This is a genomic window from Leifsonia sp. fls2-241-R2A-40a (genome assembly GCF_030209575.1).
In the GTDB taxonomy this organism is placed as follows: Bacteria; Actinomycetota; Actinomycetes; order Actinomycetales; family Microbacteriaceae; genus Leifsonia.
This window is the reverse complement of the sequence record NZ_JARVRS010000001.1, coordinates 3,206,606-3,230,002: the sequence shown is the minus strand read 5'-3', so window position 1 is coordinate 3,230,002 and position 23,397 is coordinate 3,206,606. Positions and strand designations below refer to the sequence as shown.

Annotated in this window: 24 protein-coding genes and 2 tRNA genes; 15 read left to right on the top strand and 11 right to left on the bottom strand. The window is 71.0% G+C overall.

Annotation, left to right across the window (positions count from 1 at the left end):
* Nucleotides 1-29 precede the first annotated feature (29 nt).
* The 6 genes from QRN40_RS15965 to QRN40_RS15940 all read left to right on the top strand — a co-directional run bounded on the left by QRN40_RS15965 (nucleotide 30) and on the right by QRN40_RS15940 (nucleotide 5,993).
* Nucleotides 30-1,127, top strand: a complete 1,098-nt coding sequence (locus QRN40_RS15965) for an ABC transporter permease (protein ID WP_285116822.1) — start codon at nucleotides 30-32, stop codon at nucleotides 1,125-1,127.
* A 1-nt stretch (nucleotide 1,128) separates the two neighbouring features.
* The gene (locus QRN40_RS15960; RefSeq protein WP_285116820.1) at nucleotides 1,129-2,199 is read left to right on the top strand and encodes an ABC transporter permease; all 1,071 of its coding nucleotides are present in this window, start codon (nucleotides 1,129-1,131) and stop codon (nucleotides 2,197-2,199) included.
* On the top strand, nucleotides 2,196-3,884 hold the full coding sequence (locus QRN40_RS15955; RefSeq protein ID WP_285116818.1) for an ABC transporter ATP-binding protein: 1,689 nt from the start codon (nucleotides 2,196-2,198) through the stop codon (nucleotides 3,882-3,884). Before QRN40_RS15960 ends, QRN40_RS15955 begins: the two co-directional genes overlap by 4 nt.
* Nucleotides 3,885-3,894: 10 nt before the next feature.
* Complete coding sequence (locus tag QRN40_RS15950; protein ID WP_285116815.1) at nucleotides 3,895-4,767, top strand: ATP-binding cassette domain-containing protein; 873 nt, start codon at nucleotides 3,895-3,897, stop codon at nucleotides 4,765-4,767.
* Nucleotides 4,764-5,786 (top strand): D-isomer specific 2-hydroxyacid dehydrogenase family protein, encoded by a 1,023-nt coding sequence (locus tag QRN40_RS15945; protein ID WP_285116814.1) that lies wholly within the window; start codon nucleotides 4,764-4,766, stop codon nucleotides 5,784-5,786. Before QRN40_RS15950 ends, QRN40_RS15945 begins: the two co-directional genes overlap by 4 nt.
* Nucleotides 5,787-5,920: 134 nt before the next feature.
* Nucleotides 5,921-5,993: transfer RNA gene (locus QRN40_RS15940), tRNA-Asn, on the top strand.
* Between the two features lie 65 nt (nucleotides 5,994-6,058).
* Here QRN40_RS15940 and QRN40_RS15935 read toward each other — a convergent pair.
* From QRN40_RS15935 to QRN40_RS15925, 3 genes are all read right to left on the bottom strand, one after another.
* Nucleotides 6,059-6,721 carry a response regulator gene (locus QRN40_RS15935; protein WP_285116813.1) on the bottom strand — a complete coding sequence of 221 codons (663 nt, stop codon included), beginning with the start codon at nucleotides 6,719-6,721 and terminating at the stop codon, nucleotides 6,059-6,061.
* Nucleotides 6,718-8,001 carry a sensor histidine kinase gene (locus tag QRN40_RS15930; RefSeq protein WP_285116812.1) on the bottom strand — a complete coding sequence of 428 codons (1,284 nt, stop codon included), beginning with the start codon at nucleotides 7,999-8,001 and terminating at the stop codon, nucleotides 6,718-6,720. Before QRN40_RS15930 ends, QRN40_RS15935 begins: the two co-directional genes overlap by 4 nt.
* Nucleotides 8,002-8,110: 109 nt before the next feature.
* Entirely contained in the window at nucleotides 8,111-8,323 is a 213-nt protein-coding gene (locus QRN40_RS15925; RefSeq protein WP_285116811.1) for a hypothetical protein, read from the bottom strand.
* A 246-nt stretch (nucleotides 8,324-8,569) separates the two neighbouring features.
* On the opposite strand from QRN40_RS15925, the gene QRN40_RS15920 reads away from it, so the two are divergent.
* Entirely contained in the window at nucleotides 8,570-8,881 is a 312-nt protein-coding gene (locus QRN40_RS15920) for an SHOCT domain-containing protein (protein ID WP_285116808.1), read from the top strand.
* 120 nt (nucleotides 8,882-9,001) lie between these two features.
* Nucleotides 9,002-9,877, top strand: a complete 876-nt coding sequence (locus tag QRN40_RS15915; RefSeq protein ID WP_285116807.1) for a sensor histidine kinase — start codon at nucleotides 9,002-9,004, stop codon at nucleotides 9,875-9,877.
* Nucleotides 9,878-9,913: 36 nt separating this feature from the next.
* On the opposite strand, the gene def is transcribed toward QRN40_RS15915, so the two are convergent.
* On the bottom strand, nucleotides 9,914-10,480 hold the full coding sequence (def, locus tag QRN40_RS15910; protein ID WP_285116805.1) for a peptide deformylase: 567 nt from the start codon (nucleotides 10,478-10,480) through the stop codon (nucleotides 9,914-9,916).
* Nucleotides 10,481-10,520: 40 nt separating this feature from the next.
* On the opposite strand from def, the gene QRN40_RS15905 reads away from it, so the two are divergent.
* The 3 genes from QRN40_RS15905 (at nucleotide 10,521) to QRN40_RS15895 (ending at nucleotide 12,930) form a co-directional block, all read left to right on the top strand.
* Nucleotides 10,521-11,486 (top strand): DMT family protein, encoded by a 966-nt coding sequence (locus QRN40_RS15905; RefSeq protein WP_285116803.1) that lies wholly within the window; start codon nucleotides 10,521-10,523, stop codon nucleotides 11,484-11,486.
* A gap of 97 nt (nucleotides 11,487-11,583) precedes the next feature.
* Nucleotides 11,584-12,837: a glycosyltransferase gene (locus tag QRN40_RS15900; RefSeq protein WP_285116801.1), complete on the top strand. Its 1,254-nt coding sequence runs from the start codon at nucleotides 11,584-11,586 to the stop codon at nucleotides 12,835-12,837.
* Between the two features lie 19 nt (nucleotides 12,838-12,856).
* Nucleotides 12,857-12,930: transfer RNA gene (locus QRN40_RS15895), tRNA-Ile, on the top strand.
* Between the two features lie 116 nt (nucleotides 12,931-13,046).
* Here the strand turns inward: QRN40_RS15895 and QRN40_RS15890 are convergent.
* The gene (locus tag QRN40_RS15890) at nucleotides 13,047-13,544 is read right to left on the bottom strand and encodes a DUF427 domain-containing protein (protein WP_285116799.1); all 498 of its coding nucleotides are present in this window, start codon (nucleotides 13,542-13,544) and stop codon (nucleotides 13,047-13,049) included.
* Between the two features lie 35 nt (nucleotides 13,545-13,579).
* Here QRN40_RS15890 and QRN40_RS15885 point away from each other — a divergent pair, with 35 nt between their 5' ends.
* The 3 genes from QRN40_RS15885 to QRN40_RS15875 all read left to right on the top strand — a co-directional run bounded on the left by QRN40_RS15885 (nucleotide 13,580) and on the right by QRN40_RS15875 (nucleotide 15,521).
* Nucleotides 13,580-14,191 carry an LON peptidase substrate-binding domain-containing protein gene (locus QRN40_RS15885; RefSeq protein ID WP_285116796.1) on the top strand — a complete coding sequence of 204 codons (612 nt, stop codon included), beginning with the start codon at nucleotides 13,580-13,582 and terminating at the stop codon, nucleotides 14,189-14,191.
* A 64-nt stretch (nucleotides 14,192-14,255) separates the two neighbouring features.
* Nucleotides 14,256-14,777, top strand: a complete 522-nt coding sequence (locus QRN40_RS15880) for a hypothetical protein (protein ID WP_285116795.1) — start codon at nucleotides 14,256-14,258, stop codon at nucleotides 14,775-14,777.
* A 138-nt stretch (nucleotides 14,778-14,915) separates the two neighbouring features.
* Nucleotides 14,916-15,521, top strand: a complete 606-nt coding sequence (locus QRN40_RS15875; protein ID WP_285116794.1) for a 4'-phosphopantetheinyl transferase family protein — start codon at nucleotides 14,916-14,918, stop codon at nucleotides 15,519-15,521.
* Here the strand turns inward: QRN40_RS15875 and QRN40_RS15870 are convergent.
* The 5 genes from QRN40_RS15870 to QRN40_RS15850 all read right to left on the bottom strand — a co-directional run bounded on the left by QRN40_RS15870 (nucleotide 15,491) and on the right by QRN40_RS15850 (nucleotide 22,440).
* On the bottom strand, nucleotides 15,491-16,795 hold the full coding sequence (locus QRN40_RS15870) for a M1 family metallopeptidase (protein ID WP_285116791.1): 1,305 nt from the start codon (nucleotides 16,793-16,795) through the stop codon (nucleotides 15,491-15,493). The two genes, QRN40_RS15875 and QRN40_RS15870, sit on opposite strands and share 31 nt — an antisense overlap.
* Entirely contained in the window at nucleotides 16,792-20,739 is a 3,948-nt protein-coding gene (locus tag QRN40_RS15865; protein WP_285116788.1) for a Pls/PosA family non-ribosomal peptide synthetase, read from the bottom strand. Before QRN40_RS15865 ends, QRN40_RS15870 begins: the two co-directional genes overlap by 4 nt.
* Before the next feature lie 59 nt (nucleotides 20,740-20,798).
* On the bottom strand, nucleotides 20,799-21,188 hold the full coding sequence (locus QRN40_RS15860) for a hypothetical protein (protein WP_285116785.1): 390 nt from the start codon (nucleotides 21,186-21,188) through the stop codon (nucleotides 20,799-20,801).
* Nucleotides 21,189-21,250: 62 nt separating this feature from the next.
* Nucleotides 21,251-21,730: an NUDIX hydrolase gene (locus QRN40_RS15855; RefSeq protein ID WP_285116783.1), complete on the bottom strand. Its 480-nt coding sequence runs from the start codon at nucleotides 21,728-21,730 to the stop codon at nucleotides 21,251-21,253.
* Nucleotides 21,727-22,440: a potassium channel family protein gene (locus tag QRN40_RS15850; protein ID WP_285116782.1), complete on the bottom strand. Its 714-nt coding sequence runs from the start codon at nucleotides 22,438-22,440 to the stop codon at nucleotides 21,727-21,729. Before QRN40_RS15850 ends, QRN40_RS15855 begins: the two co-directional genes overlap by 4 nt.
* A 79-nt stretch (nucleotides 22,441-22,519) precedes the next feature.
* Here QRN40_RS15850 and QRN40_RS15845 point away from each other — a divergent pair, with 79 nt between their 5' ends.
* Nucleotides 22,520-22,978: an NUDIX domain-containing protein gene (locus QRN40_RS15845; protein WP_285116781.1), complete on the top strand. Its 459-nt coding sequence runs from the start codon at nucleotides 22,520-22,522 to the stop codon at nucleotides 22,976-22,978.
* 29 nt (nucleotides 22,979-23,007) lie between these two features.
* On the opposite strand, the gene QRN40_RS15840 is transcribed toward QRN40_RS15845, so the two are convergent.
* Nucleotides 23,008-23,343: a hypothetical protein gene (locus tag QRN40_RS15840; RefSeq protein WP_285116779.1), complete on the bottom strand. Its 336-nt coding sequence runs from the start codon at nucleotides 23,341-23,343 to the stop codon at nucleotides 23,008-23,010.
* Between the last annotated feature and the right edge of the window lie 54 nt (nucleotides 23,344-23,397).

Genomic DNA, 23,397 nt, shown 5'->3' with positions numbered 1-23,397 from the left:
CCTTCCACGAACCACCACGATTGGCTTCCATGACAGCGACTGTCAGCGCCCCGGCGGCCGGGACCGCCCCCGGGCCAGAACGGACGAACGCGAAGCGACGATCGGGAGGCGGCCTCGGCCGCTACATCCTGGTCCGCGCCGTCCTCATCATCCCCACCATCTTCATCCTCGTCACCGTCGTATTCTTCCTGATGCGGTCGACGGGTGACCCCATCACGGCCGCGCTCGGCGGCAAGCTGCCTCCGGCGCAGCTCGCGCAGCGCGTGCACGAGGCCGGCTACGACCGGCCGATCATCGTCCAGTACCTCGAGTATCTGGGCCAGCTGCTCCGCGGCGACTTCGGTACGACGTTCACCGACAATCAGCCGGTCACGCAGGTGCTGCTCACGTACGGCGCCGCGACCCTCGAGCTGGCGTTCTACGCCCTGATCGTCGCGTTCATCGTCGGCATCCCGCTGGGCCTGGTGGCCGCGTACTTCCGCGACAAGGCCCAGGATGCGACCCTCCGCGTCATGGCGATCCTCTTCTACGCGACGCCCGTGTTCTTCGTCGGCCTCGTGCTGAAGCTGATCTTCTCCATCTGGCTGGGCTGGCTCCCGGTGTCCGGGCGCGCTTCCACGAGCTCAGAGTTGGAGATGCAGACGCTCGACGGCAAGACCGGCATCTACCTGATCGACGCGTTCCAGACCGGTGACCCGGCCGTCGTCGCCGACGTGCTGACCCACGCCATCCTGCCCGCCGTCGCGCTCGGCCTGCTGACCGCCGGCATCTTCCTGCGCCTGGTGCGCACCAACGTGATCGGGACCCTGTCCACCGACTACGTCGACGCTGCGCGTTCCCGCGGGGTCAAGGAGACGCGGCTGCTGCGCAAGCACGCGTACCGTCCCGCTCTCATCCCGATCATCACGGTCATCGGCCTCCAGATCGCCCTGCTGCTGGGTGGCGCGGTGCTGACCGAGTCGACCTTCGAGTGGAAGGGCCTGGGCTTCCAGCTCGTCCACTACCTGCAGGCGCGCGACTTCGTCGCCGTGCAAGGCATGGTCGTGCTGCTGGCGGTCATCGTCACCCTCACCAACTTCGTGGTCGACGTCATCGCGGCCCTCATCGACCCGAGAGTGAGGTACTGAGATGTCGACCGCATCCATCACCTCCCGTAAGCGCTCGCTCTGGGAGCGCGTGCCCGTCGTCCACCAGCTGCGCCAGAGCGTCGGCCTGCAGCGCGGGATGCTCGTCGCCGGCCTCGTGCTGACGACGCTGTTCGTGCTCGTGTCGATCTTCGCGCCCCTGATCGCGCCCTACGGGTTCGCCCAGTCGAAGGCGGACGGGAAGTCGTTCGGCGCGCAGCAGCCGCCGAGCGCCGCGCACATCTGGGGCACCACCTCCGGCGGCTACGACGTCTACTCGCGCGTGATCTGGGGAACGCAGACCGCGATCCTGGTGATCATCGTCGCGGTCATCCTGTCGATTTTCCTCGGAGTGCTGCTCGGCCTCCTCTCGGGATACTTCGGCGGCTGGCTGGACCGTGTGCTCGTCGTCATCCTCGACGCGATCTACGCGTTCCCGTCTCTGCTCCTCGCCATCGTGATGGCCATCGCGATCAGCGGCGGCCAGTCGAGCCTGTGGGGCGGCATCCTGGCGGCGGCGATCTCGATCACCGTGGTCTACATCCCGCAGTACTTCCGGGTGATCCGTTCCGAGGTCGTCCGGATCAAGGCGGAGGCCTACGTCGAGTCGGCCCGGGTCGTCGGCGCGAGCAACACGCGGATCATGTTCCGTCACGTGCTGCGGAACTCGACCCGTACGCTGCCGCTGATCTTCACGCTCAACTCGTCGGAGGCCATCCTGACCCTCGCGGGCCTGGGCTTCCTCGGGTTCGGCATCGAGCCGACGGCCGCAGCCGAGTGGGGCTACGACCTCAACAAGGCCGTGGACGACGTGACGAGCGGGATCTGGTGGACCTCCATCTACCCGGGCCTCGCGATCGTGCTCGTCGTGCTCGGCATCACGCTCGTCGGCGAGAGCCTCAACGACCTGGCCGACCCGCGTCTGCGCGGGCGCCGACGTGCGGCCGCCGCTTCCGGCCAGGTGGCCGAGACGTCGGTGGTCCCCGGTGGGACCCTCACCGCCGGTCCCGGCGGGGTGGACGGCCTCGAGGGCGGCGAATCCTTCGACGAGCATGGAATCGAGGTGCGTCCATGAGCGACGTCGTCCAGATCAAGGACCTGTCGGTCACCTTCTCGACCGACGCCGGTGCCGTCAAGGCGGTCGACGGCGTGAGCCTGACGGTGGCGCCGGGGGAGGTGCTCGCGATCGTCGGCGAGTCCGGTTCGGGCAAGACGGTGACGGCGAAGACCATCCTCGGCCTGCTCCCGGAGACGGCGACCGCGTCCGGCGCGGTCATCCTGCGCAGCCGGGACGGCGAGACCGAGGCGGATGTCGTCTCGATCAGCAAGTCGAAGCTGCGCGAGGTGCGCGGCACCGACGTCGCGATGGTGTTCCAGGAGCCGTCCACCGCGCTCAACCCCGTCTATCCGGTCGGCTGGCAGATCGCGGAGGGCCTGCGCGCCCACGCCAAGCTGTCGAAGAAGGAGGCGCAGGCGCGCGCCATCGAGATCCTGGACCGGGTGGGCATCCCGGAGCCGGAGAAGCGGGTCAAGTACTACCCGCACCAGTTCTCGGGCGGCCAGAAGCAGCGCATCGTCATCGCGATGGCGCTCGTGCTCAACCCCGGGCTGATCGTCGCCGACGAGCCGACTACCGCACTGGATGTGACGGTTCAGGCCGAGATCCTCGACCTGCTGCGCCGGTGCCGCGACGAGTTCGGTGCGGCGATCGTGCTGATCACCCACAACATGGGCGTGGTCGCCGACCTCGCCGACCGCGTGGCGGTCATGTACCAGGGCAAGCTCGTGGAGCAGGCGGATGTGCGGACGCTGTTCGCCGACCCGCAGGCCGACTACACGCGGCAGCTGCTGGCCGCGGTGCCGAAGATCGGTCAGGGGCTGACGGCGACGCAGGATCGCGCGATCGCGCGGGCCGAGCGCCCGATCCTCGCGCCGGTCGTGCAGGCGCGCGACCTGCGCATCCAGTACCCGGGTCGTCTGGGGCGTCCCGGCTTCGTCGCCGTCGACGGGGTGTCGTTCGACATCCGGCCGGGCGAGGTGCTGGGTCTGGTGGGCGAGTCCGGCTCGGGCAAGACGACCATCGGTCGTGCGATCGCAGGCCTGAACCGGGTCACCGGCGGTTCGCTGCAGGTGCTCGGGCAGGAGATGAACGGCGTCCGCGAGCGGCACTTCCGCAAGGTGCGCAGCGACATCGGGTTCGTGTTCCAGGACCCGGCGTCCAGCTTCAACCCGCTGCTCACGATCGCCGAGTGCGTGGCGGAGCCGCTGGTGGTGCACGGACGGGCGTCGTCCGCCGCCGAAGCGCGTCGCCGCGTGGACGAGCTGCTGGAGGCGGTGCAGCTGCCCCGCGCCTACGGCGACCGCTACCCGCACGAGCTGTCCGGCGGTCAGCGCCAGCGCGCCAGCCTGGCGCGGGCGCTCGCCCTGGAACCGTCGCTGCTGATCGCCGACGAGCCGACCTCGGCCCTGGATGTGTCGGTGCAGGCGCGCGTGCTGGAGCTGTTCGCGGATCTGCAGCGGGAGTTCGGTTTCGCCTCCCTGTTCATCAGTCACGACCTGGCTGTGGTCGACTTGCTGGCCGACCGCATCGCGGTGCTGCACCGCGGCAAGCTGGTCGAGGAGGGCACCGGCGCCGAGGTGCTCGGCAACCCGCGAGAGGCGTACACGCAGCGCCTCCTGGCCTCCCTCCCGGTCCCGGACCCGGTCGAACAGGCCGACCGGCGGGAGGCCCTGCGCCAGTTGCGTGCGGAGAGCGCCTAGGGTCGAAGATGTGAGTTCCGAGCCCGCCATCGTCGTCAGCGACCTGTCCGTCGAATACCCCGCGCGGGGCCCGAGCGCATCATGCGTGGCCCTGCGCGGGATCGATTTCCGCCTCGAGAAGGGGCAGGTGCTGGGCGTTCTCGGCGAGACGGGATCGGGCAAGAGCACCCTCGCCCAGGTGCTCGCAGGGCGCGTGCTTCCGGCTCGCGCCTCCGAGCCGGGACCCCGGATCAGTGGCGGCGAGGCCTCGGTGCTCGGGCATCCACTGCGCAAGGCGAAGAAGCGCGATCTCGCGGAGGTGACCTTCCACGTCGGCTACCTGCCGCAGGAGGCGGCCGCCACTCTGGAGCCGTCCCTCAGCGTGCAGGACAACGTCGCGCTGCCGATCTTCGAACGCGACGAGCACTACCCGCGGCGTGCGGCCGGCGAGCGCGCGGCCACGATGCTCGACACCGTCCACCTCCCGCTGAGCGTGTTGAACAAGTACCCGTACCAGCTGAGCTCCGGCCAGCGGCAGCGCGTCGCTCTGGCGCGCGCCCTCGTGCTCGGCCCGAGCATCCTGATCGCCGACGAACCGACCGCCGGCATCGACGCGACGGTGCGCGACGCGGTCATCGACCTGCTCGCGCAGCTGCGCACCCACGAAGGCTTCTCGGCGGTCGTCGTCAGTCACGACCTCGCCGTGCTGCGCCGGGCGACCGACACCTCGCTGGTGCTGCAGGCGGGGCGGCCGGTGGGCTTCGGGCCGATCGAGGAGGTGCTGGCCGACCCGACGCATCCTTTCGTCGCGGGCCTCGCCCGGGCGCTGAAGCCTCCGGCCGCGCGGACCGAGCGCCGCCCGCAGCGCGCCACCACCCGCCGGGCAGCGAAGGGGAACTCATGAGCGACGATCAACCCGTGAACGGCGACCGCGGACCGCGGCACCGCGCGGTGCTCGCGGCGGAGGCCGCCCCGCTTGCCGCCGACGAGCGGCCGGAACCGGGACCGATCGCGGTGCTCCCGGAGCCCGAGCAGCAGTTCGTGGACGCGGTGGAGGCGGCGGGCGGCACTGTCGAGCCGCTGTCGGACCGCACCCGCGGGGTCGTGTGGCTGTCGAACAAGGACGCGGCGGCGTTCCCGGCCGTTCTGGAGGCGCACCCCGGCATCGGCTGGGTGCAGCTGCCGTTCGCCGGCGTCGACGCGTTCGCCGACATCATCGCAGCGGAGGACCGTCCAGGGCTGGTGTGGACGAGCGCCAAGGGCGCGTACGCCCAGCCGGTGGCCGAGCACGCGCTGGTGCTCAGCCTGGCGCTGCTGCGCGTGCTGCCGAAGCGGATCCGTGCGCGTTCGTGGGCCACCGAGCCCGAGGGCCGATCGCTGTACGGGCTCGACGTCGTCATCGTCGGTGCCGGCGGCATCGCGCTCGAGCTGATGCGGCTGCTGGAGCCGTTCGGGGCGCGGGTCACCATCGTGCGACGCTCCGAGGCGCCGGTTCGCGGAGCGGTGCGGACGGTGACCGCCGACCGCCTCGCGTCCGTGCTTCCGTCTGCCGACCTGGTCGTGGTCGCGGCGGCGCTGACGGGCGGGACGCGGCACCTGTTCGGCGCGGACGAGTTCGCGGCGATGAAGTCGACCGCGTACCTGGTCAACATCGCGCGCGGCGGCCTCGTCGACACGGACGCGTTGCTCTCCGCGCTGCGCTCGGGTGCGATCGCGGGTGCAGGCATCGACGTCACCGACCCGGAGCCGCTGCCCGACGGGCATCCGCTCTGGGACGAACCCGGCGTGATCATCACGCCGCATCAGGCGGACACGCCCGAGATGACCGCGCCGCTGCTCGCGGAACGCATCCGGCTGAACGTGCGTGCGTTCCTCGACGACGGGCGGTTCGTGGGCGTCGTCGACCCGGCGGCGGGGTACTGAGCGGGTGTCAGCCGCGTCTCAGCGGCGTGTCTGCAGGGCGCTGGGCCGGTGCCGGGCGTTGACGCGCGCGGGATGCGGCCTCGATTTCTCGACGGGCCGCGAAGCTTGCTAGAGTAGCTTCGCTGATCAAGCATTCCTCGATAGCTCAATTGGCAGAGCAGCCGGCTGTTAACCGGCAGGTTCTTGGTTCGAGTCCAAGTCGGGGAGCAAGCGAAACCCCCGGCCTTCCACGGAAGGCCGGGGGTTTCTTGTTTCGCTGAAGTCCCTTTTCGCTACTGCCAGCCCGGCTGCACAAGGCCGGTCTCATAGGCGAGCACGACGAGGTGCACGCGATCGCGCGCATCCAGCTTCGTCATGATGCGCGAGACGTGCGTCTTCGCCGTCAGCGGGCTGAGGTAGAGGCGCTCACCGATCTCCGTGTTCGTCAGGCCGTGAGCGACCAGACCGAGGACTTCGCGCTCCCGTTCGGTCAGTTGCTCGAGCTGCGCGGTGTCGGGGGCGGGGCGCAGGCCGCCTGAGACGCGCTCGATGAGCCGCCGGGTGACCCCGGGGGAGAGCAGCGCATCCCCGGCCGCGACCACGCGCACGGCGCGGATCAGCTCGACGGGTTCCGTGTCCTTCACCAGGAAGCCACTTGCACCGGCGACGATCGCCTGTGCGACGTACTCGTCCAGTTCGAACGTGGTCACGATGACGATCCGCGTCCCGGCGAGGGAGGGGTCGGCGACGATCTCGCCGGTCGCCCACAACCCGTCGCCGTCGGGCATGCGGATGTCCATGAGCACGACGTCGGGACGCGTCTCCCGTGCCAGGGCGACCGCCGCTTGCCCGGTTCCGGCCTCGCCGACGATCTCCACGTCGTCCTCGGACTCGAGGAGGGCCCGGAATCCGGCCCGAACCAGCAGCTGGTCGTCGGCCAGCAGCACCCGGATCATGCCGCACCGCCCGCGCGGCGGACCGGGGGCGACGCGATGATCGTCGGGATGCGCGCCTCGACGACGACACCGCCGGTGGCTTCGCCGACGACGCCGGCATCGCCTCCGGCGCTCCTGATGTCGAAGCGACCGCCGAGCAGTTCGGCGCGCTCTTGCATCCCCAGCATCCCCTTGCCCTCCGACCCATCGAGGTCGGCGCCGCCGTCCGGCAGACCACGGCCGTCGTCCTGGACCGTGAGGACGAACCAGCCATCCTCCTCGACCAGCCGGATGGAGACGCTGCGCGCCTGGGCGTGGCGGCCGACGTTGGTGAGCGACTCCTGCACGATCCGGTACAGCGCCAGTTGCGTGGCGGCCGAGGGCGTCGATGTCAGTTCATTCTCGTACGTCATCTGGAGGCCCGCCTTCCGGTAGGTCTCGACCAGCACTTGGATGCGCGCGAGATCCGGCTCGGGGGAGCGCGCCGCATACTGCTCGGTTCCGCGGAGGAAGCCGAGCACGCCGCGCACCTCCTCCAGCGCCTGACCGCTCGTCGCCTTGATCGCCTCCAGGCTCTCGCGGGCCTTCTCGGGGCGCGTGTCGAACAGGTGCAGTCCCACGCCGGCCTGGACGCTGATCTGCGAGAGGGAGTGGGCGAGCACGTCGTGCAGTTCGCGCGCGATCCGCAGTCGTTCGGCTTCGGCGGCCGACTCGCGCCGGGCGGCGACCGTCCGAGCCACCTCGCGGTAGCGCTCGCGCCGGTTACGCAGCGCCTCGCCGACTCCGAGGAGCAGCACCAGGATCAGCGCGATGATCAGGGGCCGCAGCATCGCGGCCGGCTGACCGCGCAGCAGGTAGGCGGCCGCGGGAGCGAGGACGGCGAAGCCGGCGAGGGTCCACCACGCCCACACGCGCGCACCGCGCACGACCGCGCCGACGACGGCGATCGCGAGCGGGACCGCGGAGAACGGCGGGCCGCTCGTCACGGCGATCGCCGGTGCGCAGAATACGGCCACAGCGATGACCGTGGGGCCGGGGTACCGTCGTCCGCCCAGAAGGAGGAAGGAGGCGGCGAAGGCCAGCAGCGCGAAGCCGAGCGCGATCGGGTCGGTGGACGCGTCCCGCGCGGCGATGAAGAGGCCGGGGACCTGTACGAGCGCGGCGACGACGACGGCGAACCACCGGACTCCCGGAGGGCGTGGACGCTCTGTCCAGGGTGCGCGCGACCAACCGTGGGAAAGATCGGAGCCTGCGTCGGAGCGCGCGGTCGAGCCCGGGTCGGAGGGTGCGTTCCAGGGCATTCCCTCATGCTAGCCAGGGCGCATCCGGGCGGCGTCCCACCCGGGGCGTCTCGCGGCTACTCCCCGGGGAGTACGCGGGCGCTGCCCGGGCGGCTCACGGGTTGGCGGCTCACGGGTTGTGCTCGGCGTCGAACCCGCCGTCATCCGGCTGCTGGTCGAACAGGTGGCCGAAGGACGGGCCGCCGAAGGCCGACAGCCCGGCCTCGCGCTCGAGGGACTCCCGGTTCTCCGCCTGGTCGTTCTCGTAGTCGGTGACCGGGTCGTCCGGGTCTTCCCCGCGCGTGCGGTCGTCCGCGTCGTGCCTGCCGTCGTCGTGTGCCATGGCCGCATCGTACGTCCGTGGTCCGACATCGCGACAGACGGAGGCGGGTGCGTTCACCCGCGTTGCGTCGGAGAAGGTCGCCGGTTTCTCCGACGGTGCGCCGGGATGTTGCTGTGCCGCGCCGCGTGCTCCCGGGGGAGTAGGCGGGAACGGTCCGGCGGGCGGATTCGCCGGGCGCGGCGCGTGGCGAGGCTGTGAGTGAGGGTCCGCGGATGGCGCGGGCCACCCACAGATTGGACAGGCATCATGTTGAGCTCACTGGCCACCGCCGCCGCCTCCGCGCCGTGCGTCGTCGCGTACGGCCCGCACTTCTTCGGCTGGTGGTGGATCTTCATCCCGATCTTCTGGATCCTCGTCTTCGTGCTGATCTTCGGGTTCGCCGGGCGCCGTTGGCGTCGCGCTGCCGTGGCCCGCGGCGGGTACGGCGGCTGGGGACCGAACGGCGGCACCCGCTCGGCCGAGCAGACGCTGGCGCAGCGGTACGCGAACGGCGACATCGACGAGCAGGAGTACCGGGCCCGGCTGGAGGTGCTGCGCGCGAACCGCGACGGCTCCTGAGCCCGGACGGCCGGCGGCGGGCGGACTTATCCACACCCCTGACCGCCGGCGCCCGCCCGCGCTGCGCGGCCCGGTAGTATCGACCGGGCCGCGCAGCCGCGTGGCAGGAAGGGAGCCGGGATGGACGTCATCGCCCTGGTGGCCGTCGTGCTCGGCGCTGCCACGCTCGCCTTCCTCGCGCTCTGGCTGTGGGAGCGCAGCCGTCGTGTCCGCCTGCGCGACACCCGCCAGGAGTCCGAGTGGGATCGCATCGACCGCGAGCTCGATCTGGCCGAGCAGGCCGGGAGGTTCCGCATCGTCGGCGACCTGGGGGATGTGGCGATCCAGTCGGTCTCACGTCTCGTCACGCAGGCGGAAGGTGTCCGTTACGCCGCCGACGCCGACCCGGCGACCGCTGTGCGCTCGGTCGGTGCGCTCGAGGCTTCGGCCCGTGATGCCCTCGCCGATCTGCGCCGCCTGCAGGCTGTGGCCCGGGAGGCGCAGGACGCCGCCGGCCCCCGGCCGAGCCTGCACTCCGCCCGCGACCTGTTCCGGGTGATGCGGGATGCCGGTCTGGCGGTCACGTTCTCCGAGACCGGTGACCGGTTCGAACTCCGGCAGGGTGCCGAGCTCGCCGTGTTCCGCATCCTGCAGACGAGCCTGGAGAACGCCCTCAAGCACGGCGGTCCCGGCACGAATGCGGCCGTCGCGTTCGCGTGGACGACCGACGGCCTGCAGGTGAGCGTGGAGGATGACGGCATCCGCGCCGCCGCGCGCCGGCTCGGCCTCGACCGCGAGGGCGTCGACCAGGCGACGGCGTACTCGATCGCCGACGACGTGCGCGCACTCACCGAGCACTACGAGGGAGCGGGCATCATCGAGATGCGGGAGCGCGCAGCGCTCTTCGGCGGGACCCTCACCGCGCAGACCGTCGCGGGGGTCGGCTTCACGCTGTCGGCGGTGTTCCCCGCGCTGCGCCACCACAACGGCGTGCACGGCGTCGACCTGCGGCGCTGAAACGCGCCTCTCGGAAGGAAGCGCGCGCCCGCGAGCTCAGTCCTCCAGGTGATCGCGCCCCGGCAACCAGCTCAGCCCGGGGACGCCCCAACTGTTCTTGCGCTGCGTCTTCAGTGCCGCCTTGCCGTACGGGTGCACCAGCCGGTCGACGTACAGCACGCCGTCGAGGTGGTCGTACTCGTGCTGGAAGATGCGGGCCAGCCAGCCGTCCGCGCGCACCTCGTACTCGGAGCCGTCGAGGTCGGTCGCCTGCAGGATGACGCGTTCCGCCCGGCGCAGTGGGAACCGCTCTCCCGGGAACGACAGGCAGCCCTCCGACTCCGAGTCCTCGTCCGGGTCCCCGACGGCCAGCGGGATGAGCCACAGCGTGGGGTTGATCGCGACACCGCGGTGCATCACGTCGTCGTCGTCCGTCCAGCCGTACACGAAGAGTCGGAGCGGGACGCCCACTTGCGGAGCGGCGAGGCCGACACCGGGCGCCTCGTCCATCGTCTCGAACATGTCCGCGACCAGGGCGCGCACTTCGTCGTCGATCTCGGCGACGGGACGGGCGGGGGAGTGGAGTACAGAGTCACCGGTGATCCGGATCGGAAGGACGGCCATTCGGCAAGACTATCCGGATCATTCCCGGTAGGGTCGTGGGGTGGGTACGGAACTGTTGGATGCTTTCGACCTCTCCTATCAGCCCAGCCAGCTCCTGGGCATCCCGGTCGCGCTCGTCGGGGCTGTCTTCCTGTCGGTGGGCGCCCAGCTCCAGCACCACGGGGTCGCCAAGGTGGAGGCGACCGCCGGTCACGCGAAGAGCGGTCTGAGCGTCCGCCAGCTGGGACTGCTGCTCGCACGGCCGTCCTGGGTGATCGGGACGCTGCTGCTCGGCCTCGCCATCGTCTTCCAGCTCGTCAGCCTGAAACTGTCGCCGCTCATCCTGGTGCAGCCGCTCGGCGTCGTCGGTCTGGTGATCACGAGCATCCTGAACGCCAAGGTCAGCGGCGTGAAGCTCAACCATCAGTCCGTGGTCGCCGTGACGTTGTGCGTCAGCGGAGTCGGTGCGTTCGTCCTCCTGGCGGCCGTGTTCGCGCGCGATCTGCCGGTGACGACGCAGGCGCTTATCGTCATCCTCATCATCCTCGGGGTCGTGCTCATCGCCTTCGGCGTGCTGTTCGCGTTCCTGCGTCACCGGTTCAAGGCGATCATCTACATCGTCGGGGCCGGTGTCCTGTACGGCTTCGTCGCAACGCTCGCCAAGGTCGCGATCGACCGCATCTCCAATCAGGAGTGGGACTGGCTGCTCGTCGCCTGCATCGTCGCGCTGCTGCTGGCGGCCGTGCTGGGCGCCTACTTCGTGCAGAACGCCTACTCGTCCGGTCCGCCGGACCTCGTCATCGCAGGCCTCACCGTGATCGACCCGATGGTCGCCGTGACCATCGGCATCGTGGTGCTGAACGAGGCCGCCGGCGCCCCGTGGTGGGCGATGGTCGGCTTCGCCGTCACGGGTGCGGTCGCCGTGTTCGGCGTGTTCCGACTGGCGAAGTACCACCCGCAGAGCGCATCGGACGCGCCGGTGGCCGACCGCATTGCGGACGCCACTGCGGAAAGCCGCTTAGACTAGGCCGTTGAATCGACCGGGCGCACGCCCACCCGCCCGGACCGCGAACGCCGTCGCCGGATTCGCCTTCCGAAGCCCACGACCGTAGGGAACGAACAACGTGCCTGATACGAGCGGACCGCATCCCACCCCGCCCGCCCCGGCAGCCCAGAAGCCGTTGACCATCGTCATGGGGTGCGACACCTTCGCGCCGGACGTCAACGGCGCCGCCCGTTTCGCCGAGCGCCTCGCTGCGGGCCTCGTCGACCGGGGCCACGACGTCCACATCGTCGCTCCCGCCGCGAGCCGAAGGCACGGCACGTGGGTGGAGGAGCACGAGGGTCGCAGGATGACGGCGCACCGGCTCACCAGCTGGCGTTGGTACCCGCACGACTGGCTCCGTTTCGCGCTTCCGTGGACGAGCAAGGCGAACGCGCGCCGCGTGCTCGACGAGGTGAAGCCGGATGTGGTGCACTTCCAGTCGCACATCGTGGTGGGCAGGGGTCTGGCCGCGGAGGCGCAGAAGCGCGGCGTCCGCATCGTCGCCACCAACCACGTCATGGCGGAGAACATCGTCGAGTTCACGCTTCTCCCGAAGTTCCTCCAGCGGACGTTCGTGAAGCTGGCGTGGGCGGATGCGCGCAAGAGCTTCGACCGCGCCGAAGCGGTCACGACTCCGACACGGAAGGCCGCCGAGTTCCTCGAGCGCTCGACCGGCCTGCGCGGCGTCCACGCGGTCTCGTGCGGCATCGACGCCCACAACTACATCCCCGACTTCACGCCGCGGACCGGCAACCACATCCTCTTCGTGGGCCGGGTGACCGGCGAGAAGCAGATCGATGTGCTGCTGAACGCGATCAAGCTGCTCCCCGAGAGCCTGGATGCGCGCCTCCAGATCGTCGGCGGCGGCGACCAGCTGAAGAACCTGCAGGCCATGGCCGAGACGCTCGGCATCGCCGACCGCGTCGACTTCCTCGGCTACGTGAGCGACGAGGAGCTCCGCCAGGCGTACACGCGGGCCACGGTGTTCGCGATGCCGTCGATCGCGGAGCTGCAGTCGATCGCGACCATGGAGGCGATGGCCTCCGCCCTGCCCGTGGTGGCCGCGGACGCGATGGCGCTGCCGCACCTCGTCCACGACGGCGAGAATGGGCACCTGTTCCGCCCGGGCGACGCGCAGGACCTGGCGGACAAGCTGGAGAGCGTGCTCACCCTCCCGCAGGAGGAGCTGGATGTGCTCAAGCGCGGTTCGCTCCGTATCGTCGCCTCGCACGACATCCAGACCACGATCAGCACATTCGAAAGCCTGTATCGTGGTGAGCCGGTGGCCGACCCGGAGACGGATACGGCCCGCAGCGTGCCCGCACCGGAGTGACCGGGACGGACGCACGATCGGGGCGGTAGCTCAGCTGGTCAGAGCAGGGAACTCATAATTCCTCGGTCACGGGTTCAAGTCCCGTCCGCCCTACTGACGTCGCAACCGGAGGAGATCAGTGCCGGGCGGCGGGCAATCGTCCTCCGTTTGCTGCCTTCGGGACGTGTCTCCGAACGATTTCCTCCGATAATCCCGGCACCGAGCGGCGTTCACCAGCGTTGCGACCCGGGAGACCCCTTGAAGGGACCGACGACGGCACCCGTGATCCAGCCGCCGTAGAAGCCTCCGGGCTGCGGCGTGACGACCTCGCCGTCGACGGTGCACTCGTCCATCTGCTGCGCGTAGACGGCGACACGGTCTCGGAGCGCCTCGAACCCGGGCGACGGATGAGGATAGTTCCACGCGCCGGCGGGCCGCACCTGGCCTCCGCCGCGCACGTCGAGGTACCGTGCGGTGCCCTTGAACTCGCAGAACGACGTACCGTCGGCGTCGACCAGCGCGCCTGGTGCGAAGTCCCCTATCGGGAGGTAGTAGACCGGCGGATGGCTCGTCTCGAGCACCCGGACGACGTCTCGGGTGTCCACGATGAGCTGCCCGCCCAGACGGATCGTGACTGGCGCCGCGACGCGCTCGATACGCGGCGGCCGGGGGTAGTCCCACACGGACTCCTGTCCTGGTCCTGGGGTCTCGGGGCGCGGTCGGGGCACCTGTTCACTCTACGTCCGCGGTGCTTGACTGGAGTATGGCCGCCTCACCGATGTTCCCCCTCGGATCAGTGCTGTTCCCCGCTGTGCCGATCCCGCTTCGGGTGTTCGAGCCGCGGTATCTCACGCTGGTCGGGCGATTGCTCGACGAGGACGAACCGGAGTTCGAGTTCGGCGTCGTCCTCATCGAGCGCGGATCCGAAGCCGGGGGCGGCGACCAGCGCGCCGCGGTCGGCACGATGGCGCGTCTCGTGGGCGCCACCGCGGGCGCCGACGACCTGCTCATCGTCGGCGTGGGGACCCGGCGGTTCACGGTCGAGCGCTGGCTCGACGACGACCCGTATCCCCGGGCCGAGCTCTCGATGCTGCCGGAGCTGGAGTGGTCCGAAGCGCTCGAACCCCTGCGGGCCGAGGCCGAAGCGGTCGTCCGCCGCGTGATCGCCCGCGTCGCGGAGCCGGAGTCGGATGCGGACATCGAGCTGTCGGACGATCCCGTCGCAGCCGCGTGGCAACTGGCGGCGATCGCCCCTCTGGGCGAGTACGACAGGTACACCCTGCTGAAGTCGACATCGATGGGTGGTCTCCTGCGTCAGTTGATCGACCTCACCCTCGAGGCCGAGGAGCTCTGGACCGCCGAGGAAGGAATCTGACCAGAGCCGCTGCAATACTTCAATCCCCTAGCGATTCGCGTACTCCGGGGTACCGTGATGCAGCATGAACACAACTGGATGGATCGTTCTGATCGTCGTCGTCGTCGTGGTGATCGCCGTGATCGCGATCATCGTCGCGACCGTCGGCCGCAACCGGAAGCGCGAGGCGGACCGCCGCCGCGCCGAGGAGATGCGGCAGTCGGCAGCACAGACCGAGTTGGAGGCGCGGGAGCGTGAGGCGAAGGCCGCTCGCGCTGCCGCGGACGCCAAGCAGGCGGAGGTCGACGCCGAGCGGTTGCGCCGCGAGGCCGAGGAGCGGCAGTCGGCCGCGGCAGACGCGCGCACCGAGTCGGAGGAGGCTCTGCGCCGGGCCGACCACGTCGACCCCGACGTGCGCACCGACAAGAACGGCAACCGCATCGACGACGCATCGCGCGCTGACGCGGCGACCGCGACGCGCGCCGATGCTCCCGCTGAGCCGGTCCGCGCTCAGGATGCGGTCGCCGAGGATGTGGACTCCCCGCGCCGGGCGGCACGCCACGAAGCACCTCGTTTCGACGACGGGACCAGCGGCACCGCCCGCTGACCCTCGCCCCCAAGCCACAGGCCCACAAGCCGACAAGCCCACGGACGCGCGGGCCGCTGGGAGCCCGACCGGCTACCCGGCGGCTCGCGCTTCGGCGCGCTAGCATCGGTCGTCTGAACGCGAACGGACGGAGACCGGATGCAGACCTTCGTCGTCGTGCCGTACGGGTCCGTGGATGCCGGGACCGCCTCGCGGATCGCCCGCGTGCTCGATGAAGGCGACCAGGCGCGGCTGACGTCCCTCACAGGCGATGATGAACGCATCCAGAGCTTCCTCGCCGGCCGTCTCGCCCTGCGTACCGCGGCGGCGCGCCTCGGACACCCCGAACTCCTGATCAGCGCTCCCTGCCCGGACTGCGGTCTGTCCCACGGACGCCCCGTCGCGGTGGGCGCATCCCAGCCGGTGCACCTCGCTCTGGCCCACGCCGACGGGCGTGCGTTCGCGGTCGCCTCCCGCGCGCCGGTCGGCATCGACGCCGAGCCCGCCGCCACCGAGCAGAGTCGGCGGGAGGCGATCGACGACCTGGTTCCGGGCCGCGGCGATCCGCTGCGCCGCTGGACCGCCGTCGAGGCTGTTCTCAAAGCCGACGGCCGCGGCCTGCGCCGTGCGCCGGACGCGGTGCGCATCCGGATGTTCTCGGCTCGCCTCGACGGTCGCCGCTACCGCCTGCGGACGACGCGGGTGGACGGGTGCGTCGCGACGGTCGCCCGCCTTCAGCGGGACAGCGAGGGCAGCCGGGGCTGACGCAGCCAGGCGTCGAAGAAGCCGGCCAGCGGCTCCGCCGAGTACCGCTGAGCGTGCGCCTCGAAGTCGGCCGTGGTGACGGTCCGGAAGCGGTGCTCCGCCGTCCAGGCGCGCAGAAGATCGAAGAACGTCCCATCGCCCAGCCGGTTCCGCAGCGCGTGCAGCACGCAGGCGCCGCGCTTGTAGACGCGGTCGTCGAACATCGCGTCCGGCCCCGGATCGCCGATGAGGAGATCCGACGGTGCCAGGCGGAGCCCGGCGTGGTGGGCGCGGGCGAGCGCCGCCGCCGACAGGCCGCCCGACGCTTCCGACCACAGCCATTCGGCGTAGCAGGCGAATCCTTCGTTGAGCCAGATGTCGCGCCACGACGCCAGCCCGACACTGTTGCCGAACCACTGGTGGGCGAGCTCATGCGCGATCAGCCGCTCCGAGCCGCTGCGCCCGTCGGCGTGCGACGCCCCGAAGGTCGCCATCGCCTGCGCCTCCAGCGGGATCTCGAGCGGATCCTCGGTCACGACGACCGTGTACGACGGGAACGGATAGGGGCCGAACAGCTCCTGGAAGCGCTCCAGCATCCGGCCGACGGGCTCGAAGTCGTGCAGGACCCGGCGGGCGAGGGCCGGCGGGTAGGCGACCAGCCACTCCACTCCGGCGGTGCGCCGCGGCTCGAGGGTGTAGCGGCCGATCTGCACGGCTGCGAGGTAGGTGGCAGTGGGCTCCGCGCGCTCGAACGTCCACGTGCCGCGGCCTCCGCTCACGCTGTGGCCGGTCGGCTCGCCCGTCGCGAGCACCGTGTACGCCTGCTCTGTCGTCACCCGGATGCCGTACGCCGCCCGGTCGGAGGGCCGGTCGTTGCATGGGAACCAGGTCGGCGCTCCCGACGGCTGCGCGGCGACGATGACGCCGTCCGTGAGCTCCTCCCAGCCGAGCGTGCCCCAGCGGGTGCGGCGCGGCACGGGAGCCCCGTCGTAGGCGACCTCCACCGTGAACTCGGTACCGGCCGGGATGGGCGCGGCCGGCGCGATCCGCAGGTGCGTGGGCGACTGCGTGAAGCGGGCGCGCTTCTGACCGTCGACGCGGACACGACGCGCCCGCAGGTGCACCAGGTCGAGCACGACGGCGGACAGGGTGACCTCGGCACGGGCGCGGATCACCGCCGTCGCATCCAGCCGGTTCGTGGCCACTCGGTAGTTCAGATCGAGGTCGTACCGGAGGACGGAGTAGTCGGCGGTGCCGGAGCGCGGAAGGTAGACGTGCGGTGCGAGGTCGGTCATCCCTCTGCCCGCGCCCGGTACTCGCGGACCACGACCTCGCGCCAGGGGCCGATGGGGTTGCCGCTCCAGCGGCTCCCGGCGGGCACCGTCTCCCCGCGCATCACGAGCGACGCCGGTCCGACGGTCGCATTGGAGCCGATGTCGGCGGCGGGCAGGATGACGCTGTGCGGGCCGAGCGTACCGCCGGGCTCGATCGTGACCTGGTCCATACTCATGATTCGATCATGGAACAGGTGCGTCTGCACGACACAGCCCCGATTCACCGTGGATGCGTCGCCGAGCGTGACCAGGTCGGCCTCCGGGAGCCAGTAGCTGTCGATCCACACGCCCGACCCGATCCGGGCGCCGAGACTCCGCAGCCACCACACCAGCGCCGGGGTCCCTGTCGCGGCCCACGCGAACCAGGGCGCCGCGACCATCTCGGTGAAGGTGTCGGACACCTCGCTGCGCCAGATGAACGACGACCACAGGGGATGCTCGCCCGGCTTCAGCCGGCCGAGGAGCGCCCACTTGGCCGCCGTGCTGATCCCCGCGGCGAACCCCCCGGCGAGCAGCAGCACCGGGCCGCTCAGCACGATCGCCCACGCCGGGCCCCACGCGCCGTAGATCGCGGCGAGCGCGATCACCACGGCGAACCCGATCCCTGTGGTCACAATGACCGGCACGAAGCGCAGCAGCTCCCACGCGGTGCGGGCGACGCGGAGCGCGGTCGGGGGCTCGAAGGTGCGGGACAGGTCCGCATCCTGCGCCTGACGGCGGAGGCGGACCGGGGGAGACCCCAGCCACGACGAGCCCGCCTTCGCCTTCCGGGGCGCGAACGACAGCACCGCGACGAGGCCGTCGCGGGGTACGCGGTTGCCTGCGCCGGCCATCCCGGAGTTCCCGAGGAACGCGCGCGCGCCGATGTCCACGGCCGCGATGCGGACGTAGCCGCCGCCGAGTTCGTACGACGCGACGAGCGTGTCGTCGGCGAGGAAGGCGCCGTCGCGGATCCGCGTCATGCGGGGGAGCAGCAGCACGGTGGAGGCCTCCACGTCCCTGCCGACGCGCGCGCCGAGCATCCGCAGCCAGACCGGTGTGAACAGGCTCGAGTAGAGCGGGAAGAGCACCGTCCGCGCCTGGTCGAGCAGCCGCTCCGTCGTCCACGCCTGCCAGCCCGTGCGGCTGCGCACCGGGTAGACGCCCTCGCGCATCCCGATGCCGAGCAGCCGGACCAGGACGACGACCAGCGCGGCGAGGACGACGCCGGCTGCGAGCGTGCCGGGGACGAGTCCTGCCGCGGCACGAGCGATCACGTCGCCCCAGCCGGAGGCGCCGCGGACGAACGCGGCCACGACGGCGCCGGCCGCGGCGAGCGCGATGACGGGCACGAGCGAGACGACGACCGAGGCCAGTCCGTACGCGGCCACCCAGCGGGTGCGCCGCGGAGGCCGCTCCAGCGGCCACCAGTCGCGCGCCCGGCCGACCCGCACGGCGGGGGAGCCGGACCAGTTCTGCCCGGCCGGGATGCGGCCGAACACCGCCGAGCCGGGGGCGACGGTCGCGTTTCGGCCGATCTTCGTCCCGGGCATGAGCGAGCTGCGTGCTCCGACGGCGCTCCCGGCGCCGATCCGGATCTCGCCGATCCGGACGACGTCGCCGTCGATCCAGTACCCGGCCAGATCGACCTCGGGTTCGATGGATGCGCCGGCGCCGATGCGCAGCATCCCGGTCACCGGAGGGAGCGTGTGCAGGTCGACGCCGCGGTCGATCGTCGCGCCGAGCGCACGGGCGTAGTAGAGGATCCACGGCGCTCCGGCGAGGCTGGCGGCGCCGATCTGGTGGGCGACCTGCTCGGCCAGCCACAGCCGGAGGTGCACGCCGCCGCCGCGGGGATGGTCGCCCGCCTTCACCCCCGCGAGCAGCAGCCGCGCAGCGACGACCGAGATGGCCATGCGGCCCCACGGCGTGACGAAGACGATCAGGCCGATCACCAGCCACACGACGTCGACCGCGGGCAGCACATCGAAACCGCCCAACGGCCGCAGCAGGGCGCAGGCGGTGAGCACGTACAGCAGCCAGCGGATGCCGCCGAGGATGAACAGCGGGATGCCGAGCAGCGTCTGCAGCGCGCGCATCCGGAACGGGGTGGGCGGCACGACGTGAGTGGAGGCGGCGGACGACGACGGGGAGCTCTCCGCCAGCGTCTGCACCATGGCGCCGAACCGAGGCGTCGCGTACACGTCCGCGACGGTGATGTCGGGGTGCCGGCGCCGGATCAGGGAGACCAGCTGGGCAGCCGCGAGCGAGCCGCCGCCGAGGTCGAAGAAGTTGTCGTCCGGCCCGGAGACGGGGAGCCCCAGCACGCTGCGCCAATCGGCGGCGAGCGCCTCCGCAACCGGGTCGTCGCTGACGGCGCCGTCGCCTGCGGAGTCCTCGAGCGGCCACGGGAGCGCCGCCTTGTCCACCTTGCCGGAGGTGCGCACGGGGAGTTCGTCGACCACCGCCAGCAGCGGCACGAGCGCCGCGGGGAGCGTCTCGCGCAGGTGGTCGATCGACGCGCGCCGGTCGAACGCGTCGGGCTCGGGGACGGCCAGGTAGCCGACCAGCACGTCGTTGCCGGCGGCCGACCTCCGCACAGCCGCCGCAGCGCCGGACACTCCCGGCAGCTGCTGCAGTGCGGCCTCCACCTCGCCCAGTTCGATCCGGCGGCCGCCGAGCTTCACCTGGTCGTCCGCGCGGCCCAGGTAGAAGAGTCCTTCCGGGTCGAAGCGAACGAGGTCGCCGCTGCGGTAGGCGCGCTCCCAGCCGAGCGTCGGCATGGGCGCATACTTCTCCGCATCCTTCGCCGGGTCGAGATAGCGCGCGAGGCCGACGCCGCCGATGACCAGCTCCCCGCTGTCGCCGTCATGGACGGGAAGGCCGTGCGCATCCACCACGGCCAGGTCCCAGCCGTCGAGCGGAAGCCCGATCCGCACCGGGTCGCCCGCGACCAGCGGGGCGGCGCACGCGACCACGGTCGCTTCGGTCGGGCCGTACGTGTTCCAGACCTCGCGGCCGGGCACGGCGAGCCGGCTCACCAGCTCGGGCGGGCAGGCCTCGCCGCCGAAGATCAGCAGGCGCACGTTGTCGAGCGCATCCACCGGCCACAGCGCCGCCAGCGTCGGGACGGTGGACACCACGGTGATGCGGCGCGCGGACAGCCAGGGGCCGAGATCCATCCCGGTCCGCACCAGCGAGCGCGGAGCGGGAACCAGGCAGGCGCCGTGCGCCCACGCCAGCCACATCTCCTCACACGACGCGTCGAACGCGACCGACAGACCGGCGAGCACGCGGTCCTGCGGCCCGATCGGCTCCTCCTGGAGGAACAGCCGCGACTCGGCGTCGACGAAGGCGGCGGCGGAACGGTGGCGGACCGCGACGCCCTTCGGCGTGCCCGTCGAGCCGGAGGTGAAGATGATCCACGCGTCGTCGTCCGGGTCCGGGGGAGAGGCGACCGGCAGAGCGGCGGTGCTGGGATGCGGCGATGCGCCGTCGAAGACGGGTGTCGGCGCGTCCTCTCCCGCGAGGACGAGCCCGGCGTCGGTCATCACCGCGCGCACGGCCGCCTCGCCGAATACGAGCTCAGCGCGCTCCTCCGGATCGTCGACATCCACGGGCACGTAGGCGGCTCCCGCCGCGAGGACGCTGAGGATGGCGAGGTAGAGCTCCCGCGTGCCCGAGCTCATCCGGACCCCGACGCGGTCGCCGCGGCGCACACCCGCACCGCGCAGCCGCGCGGCTCCCGCGGCGACGCGCGCCAGCAGCTCCCGGTAGCTGAGGGCGCCGGCCGCGTCCTCCAGTGCGGAGGCGTCCGGGAACCGGCGCGCGGTCTCGCTCAGGATGTCGATCAGCGTCCGGGCGGCCGGCGCGGCATCCGCGCGCAGCAGGAGGCCTGGAGCCTCGGTCAGGGGAGCATCGGCCACGGCCGCACGCTACGGGTGGCGGGTTAAGCGCCGGTGAACGGGCGCCCGGCCCGGTCCGTTCATCCCTCGCCGAGAGCGTGGAGGAGCTGGGCCTTGTTCATGCGCGAATAGCCCTGGATCCCGCGGGACTTCGCGCGGTCTCGAAGGTCGCGGAAGGTCGGGATACCGCTGTCGGACGTGGATGCGGGGGCGGATGCTGTCGAGCGGGATGCCGGCGCGGTCGCACGCGCCGTGCTCCGCTTGGCGGGGGCGGCGGCGGACGTCTTCTTCGAGCGCCGCGCTGCCTTCTTCTCGTCCTTCGCGGCCGCCTCGAGCCGGGCGGCCAGCGCCTGGGCCTCGTGCCGTGTCTTCTTATCGAGCTTCTTGACGGCCCGTTCCGCTTCACTGACCGCGTCGCGCGCAGTCTTCAACGCGGTCTCAGCGGCCTTCTCGGCCTTGCTCTTCGCCACAACGCCTCCTTGGGTTCGGGCCCCGGTTGGGCTAACCATACGGCCCTGAGCGTCCGTGCGCGCTAGTGGATTTCCGCGTCCTGCTCCAGGCGCGCGAGCAGCGCGTCCAGAATGGGCCGCTGCGCCTTCGTGAGTTTCACCCGCGCGTCGTCGATCGTGAACCAGCCCGCGTCATCCACCTCGGGGAACGCCTGCTTCCGCCCGGAGCGCGGCGGCCATTCCAGCTCGAACGTGTTGCTGTGGATCGACCCCGGGTCGAACTCGCTCTCCGCGGCGAAGACGACGATGGTCTTGCCCGAACCGCGGAAGTCGCCGAGCGGAACGTAGTCGGCGTCGGGCGCGGCGGTGCCGATCTCCTCCTCGAACTCCCGCCGGGCGGCCGCGAACTCGTCTCCGAGGTCGTCGGACTCGACGATGCCCTTCGGGAACGACCACGCGGCCTCGTCCTTGCGCGCCCAGAACGGCCCGCCCATGTGGGCGATCCAGACCTCCACCCCGGCGCGGCGGCGGTACAGGAGGAGGGCGGCGCTGCGGACGGTCATGAGGCGGCTTTCCGTTGGAGGAGCTCTTTGAGTTCTGCGATCTGTTCAGAAAGGAGAATGATCTCGCCGTGGGTGGCGGCACGCTCGTCAGCTTCTGTTTCAGCGACTCGCTCGACGATCCACGAAGCCAAGGTGGCGGTGACGATTCCTAGAGTCGCGACACCGCCGATCATCAAGCCGACGGCGACCAACCGGCCTATTTCGGTAACCGGCGTGAAGTCGCCGTAGCCGACGGTGGAGATCGTCTCGAATGCCCACCAGACGGCCTGAGGGAAGGTATGGATCGGTGACGCCGTCGACGCTCGTTCCGCATCCAGAACGGCGAGAGCGGCCGTGAATACCAAGAGACCGACGGCTCCCGCCACGTACAGGATGACTCGACCACGGAATGCTCGCCCGGCCGTGCGCTGAAGAACGGCCAGAACGGTCACCAGGCGGAGCAGTCGCAGAGGACGCAGGGCCGGCAGAACGACGATGGCAAGGTCCAGAAGGTGAGTGTAGAACCAGCGCCACCGATTCGGCGCGAGCATGAGACACACGATGTAGTCGAGGACGAAGGCACCCCAGGTGAGCGCTATGACCAGGTCTGTCACGGCCGCCCACTGTCCTGTGAGATCGCCGATCACCTCCCAGGCATACGCGACGAGAAAGAGGAAGGCCGCGGCCGTCAGGGGCCAGTCGGAGATGGATCGCCAGCGCTCCAGAGTCATGGGATCACATTAGGACGCCGTATGTCGCCGCGGGTCCAGAACAGGGCGATGTTTTTCGCACGGCGACTAACGTGGAGGCGTGGACTCGGGAGACGCGTGGGTGGAAGGGCCGGACGGCCAGCGGTTCTGGGGCCGGTTCGGCGCCGCCGGGCTCCTCGTGCACGACCTGCGGCGAGGCGTGCTACTGCAGCACCGGGCCGACTGGAGTCATTTCGGCGGGACGTGGGGGCTCCCCGGGGGCGCGCGTCACGCCGGTGAGAGTGCCGTCGAGGGCGCGCTCCGGGAGGCGGCCGAGGAGGCTGCGGTGCCGCCCGACGCGCTGCACGTGCTGTTCGAGAGCGTCCTCGACCTCGGTTTCTGGTCGTACACCACCGTCGTCGCGCAGGCCGTCCGCTCCTTCGAGCCGCACATGGCCGACGTCGAGAGCATCGAACTGCGCTGGGTGCCCGTCCACGAGGTCACCGCACTCCCGCTGCACCCCGGCTTCGCGGCGTCCTGGCCGCAGCTCCGCGCACGGCTGGCGGCCCTTGCGGATTGACGCCCTCGCGGCCTGATGCCCGCGCGGGGTCAGGAGGCGAGGTGCGGCCAGAGGAACGAACTCGGCACGTCGTCGCAGTCGTCCGGCAGCCCGGTGTAAGAGGCGGCACCGGGATACGGAGCCGTTCCGGGATACGAGGGCGCGCCCGGATAGCCGGGATTACCCCGGTAACGGTGCGAACTCTGTGCGAAGAGCCGGTCGCCCCGGATCGTGCCCAGGTAGTCCCCACCGGGCGTGACGGCGTCGTCGTCGCCCCAGGGGAACCAGCCGATCCAGTCGCCATCGGGATTGAACAGGTCTCGGGCCCTCGGTTCGGTCCGGAACGCTATCCACACACCCTGGCTGTCATGCAGGTATACGGTCATCGTCGATCATGCCTTTCGGGTCGGCATCGTCGTTCGTTGAATTATCCTCATGCG

Bases quoted from the DNA above. Each gene is read 5' to 3' on its own strand.
- QRN40_RS15965 (WP_285116822.1), top strand. From the start codon at position 30: ATGACAGCGACTGTCAGCGCCCCGGCGGCCGGGACCGCCCCCGGGCCA.
- QRN40_RS15960 (WP_285116820.1), top strand. From the start codon at position 1,129: ATGTCGACCGCATCCATCACCTCCCGTAAGCGCTCGCTCTGGGAGCGC.
- QRN40_RS15955 (WP_285116818.1), top strand. From the start codon at position 2,196: ATGAGCGACGTCGTCCAGATCAAGGACCTGTCGGTCACCTTCTCGACC.
- QRN40_RS15945 (WP_285116814.1), top strand. From the start codon at position 4,764: ATGAGCGACGATCAACCCGTGAACGGCGACCGCGGACCGCGGCACCGC.
- QRN40_RS15935 (WP_285116813.1), bottom strand. From the start codon at position 6,721: ATGATCCGGGTGCTGCTGGCCGACGACCAGCTGCTGGTTCGGGCCGGA.
- QRN40_RS15930 (WP_285116812.1), bottom strand. From the start codon at position 8,001: ATGCCCTGGAACGCACCCTCCGACCCGGGCTCGACCGCGCGCTCCGAC.
- QRN40_RS15925 (WP_285116811.1), bottom strand. From the start codon at position 8,323: ATGGCACACGACGACGGCAGGCACGACGCGGACGACCGCACGCGCGGG.
- QRN40_RS15920 (WP_285116808.1), top strand. From the start codon at position 8,570: ATGTTGAGCTCACTGGCCACCGCCGCCGCCTCCGCGCCGTGCGTCGTC.
- QRN40_RS15915 (WP_285116807.1), top strand. From the start codon at position 9,002: ATGGACGTCATCGCCCTGGTGGCCGTCGTGCTCGGCGCTGCCACGCTC.
- def (WP_285116805.1), bottom strand. From the start codon at position 10,480: ATGGCCGTCCTTCCGATCCGGATCACCGGTGACTCTGTACTCCACTCC.
- QRN40_RS15885 (WP_285116796.1), top strand. From the start codon at position 13,580: ATGGCCGCCTCACCGATGTTCCCCCTCGGATCAGTGCTGTTCCCCGCT.
- QRN40_RS15880 (WP_285116795.1), top strand. From the start codon at position 14,256: ATGAACACAACTGGATGGATCGTTCTGATCGTCGTCGTCGTCGTGGTG.
- QRN40_RS15875 (WP_285116794.1), top strand. From the start codon at position 14,916: ATGCAGACCTTCGTCGTCGTGCCGTACGGGTCCGTGGATGCCGGGACC.
- QRN40_RS15870 (WP_285116791.1), bottom strand. From the start codon at position 16,795: ATGACCGACCTCGCACCGCACGTCTACCTTCCGCGCTCCGGCACCGCC.
- QRN40_RS15855 (WP_285116783.1), bottom strand. From the start codon at position 21,730: ATGACCGTCCGCAGCGCCGCCCTCCTCCTGTACCGCCGCCGCGCCGGG.
- QRN40_RS15850 (WP_285116782.1), bottom strand. From the start codon at position 22,440: ATGACTCTGGAGCGCTGGCGATCCATCTCCGACTGGCCCCTGACGGCC.
- QRN40_RS15840 (WP_285116779.1), bottom strand. From the start codon at position 23,343: ATGACCGTATACCTGCATGACAGCCAGGGTGTGTGGATAGCGTTCCGG.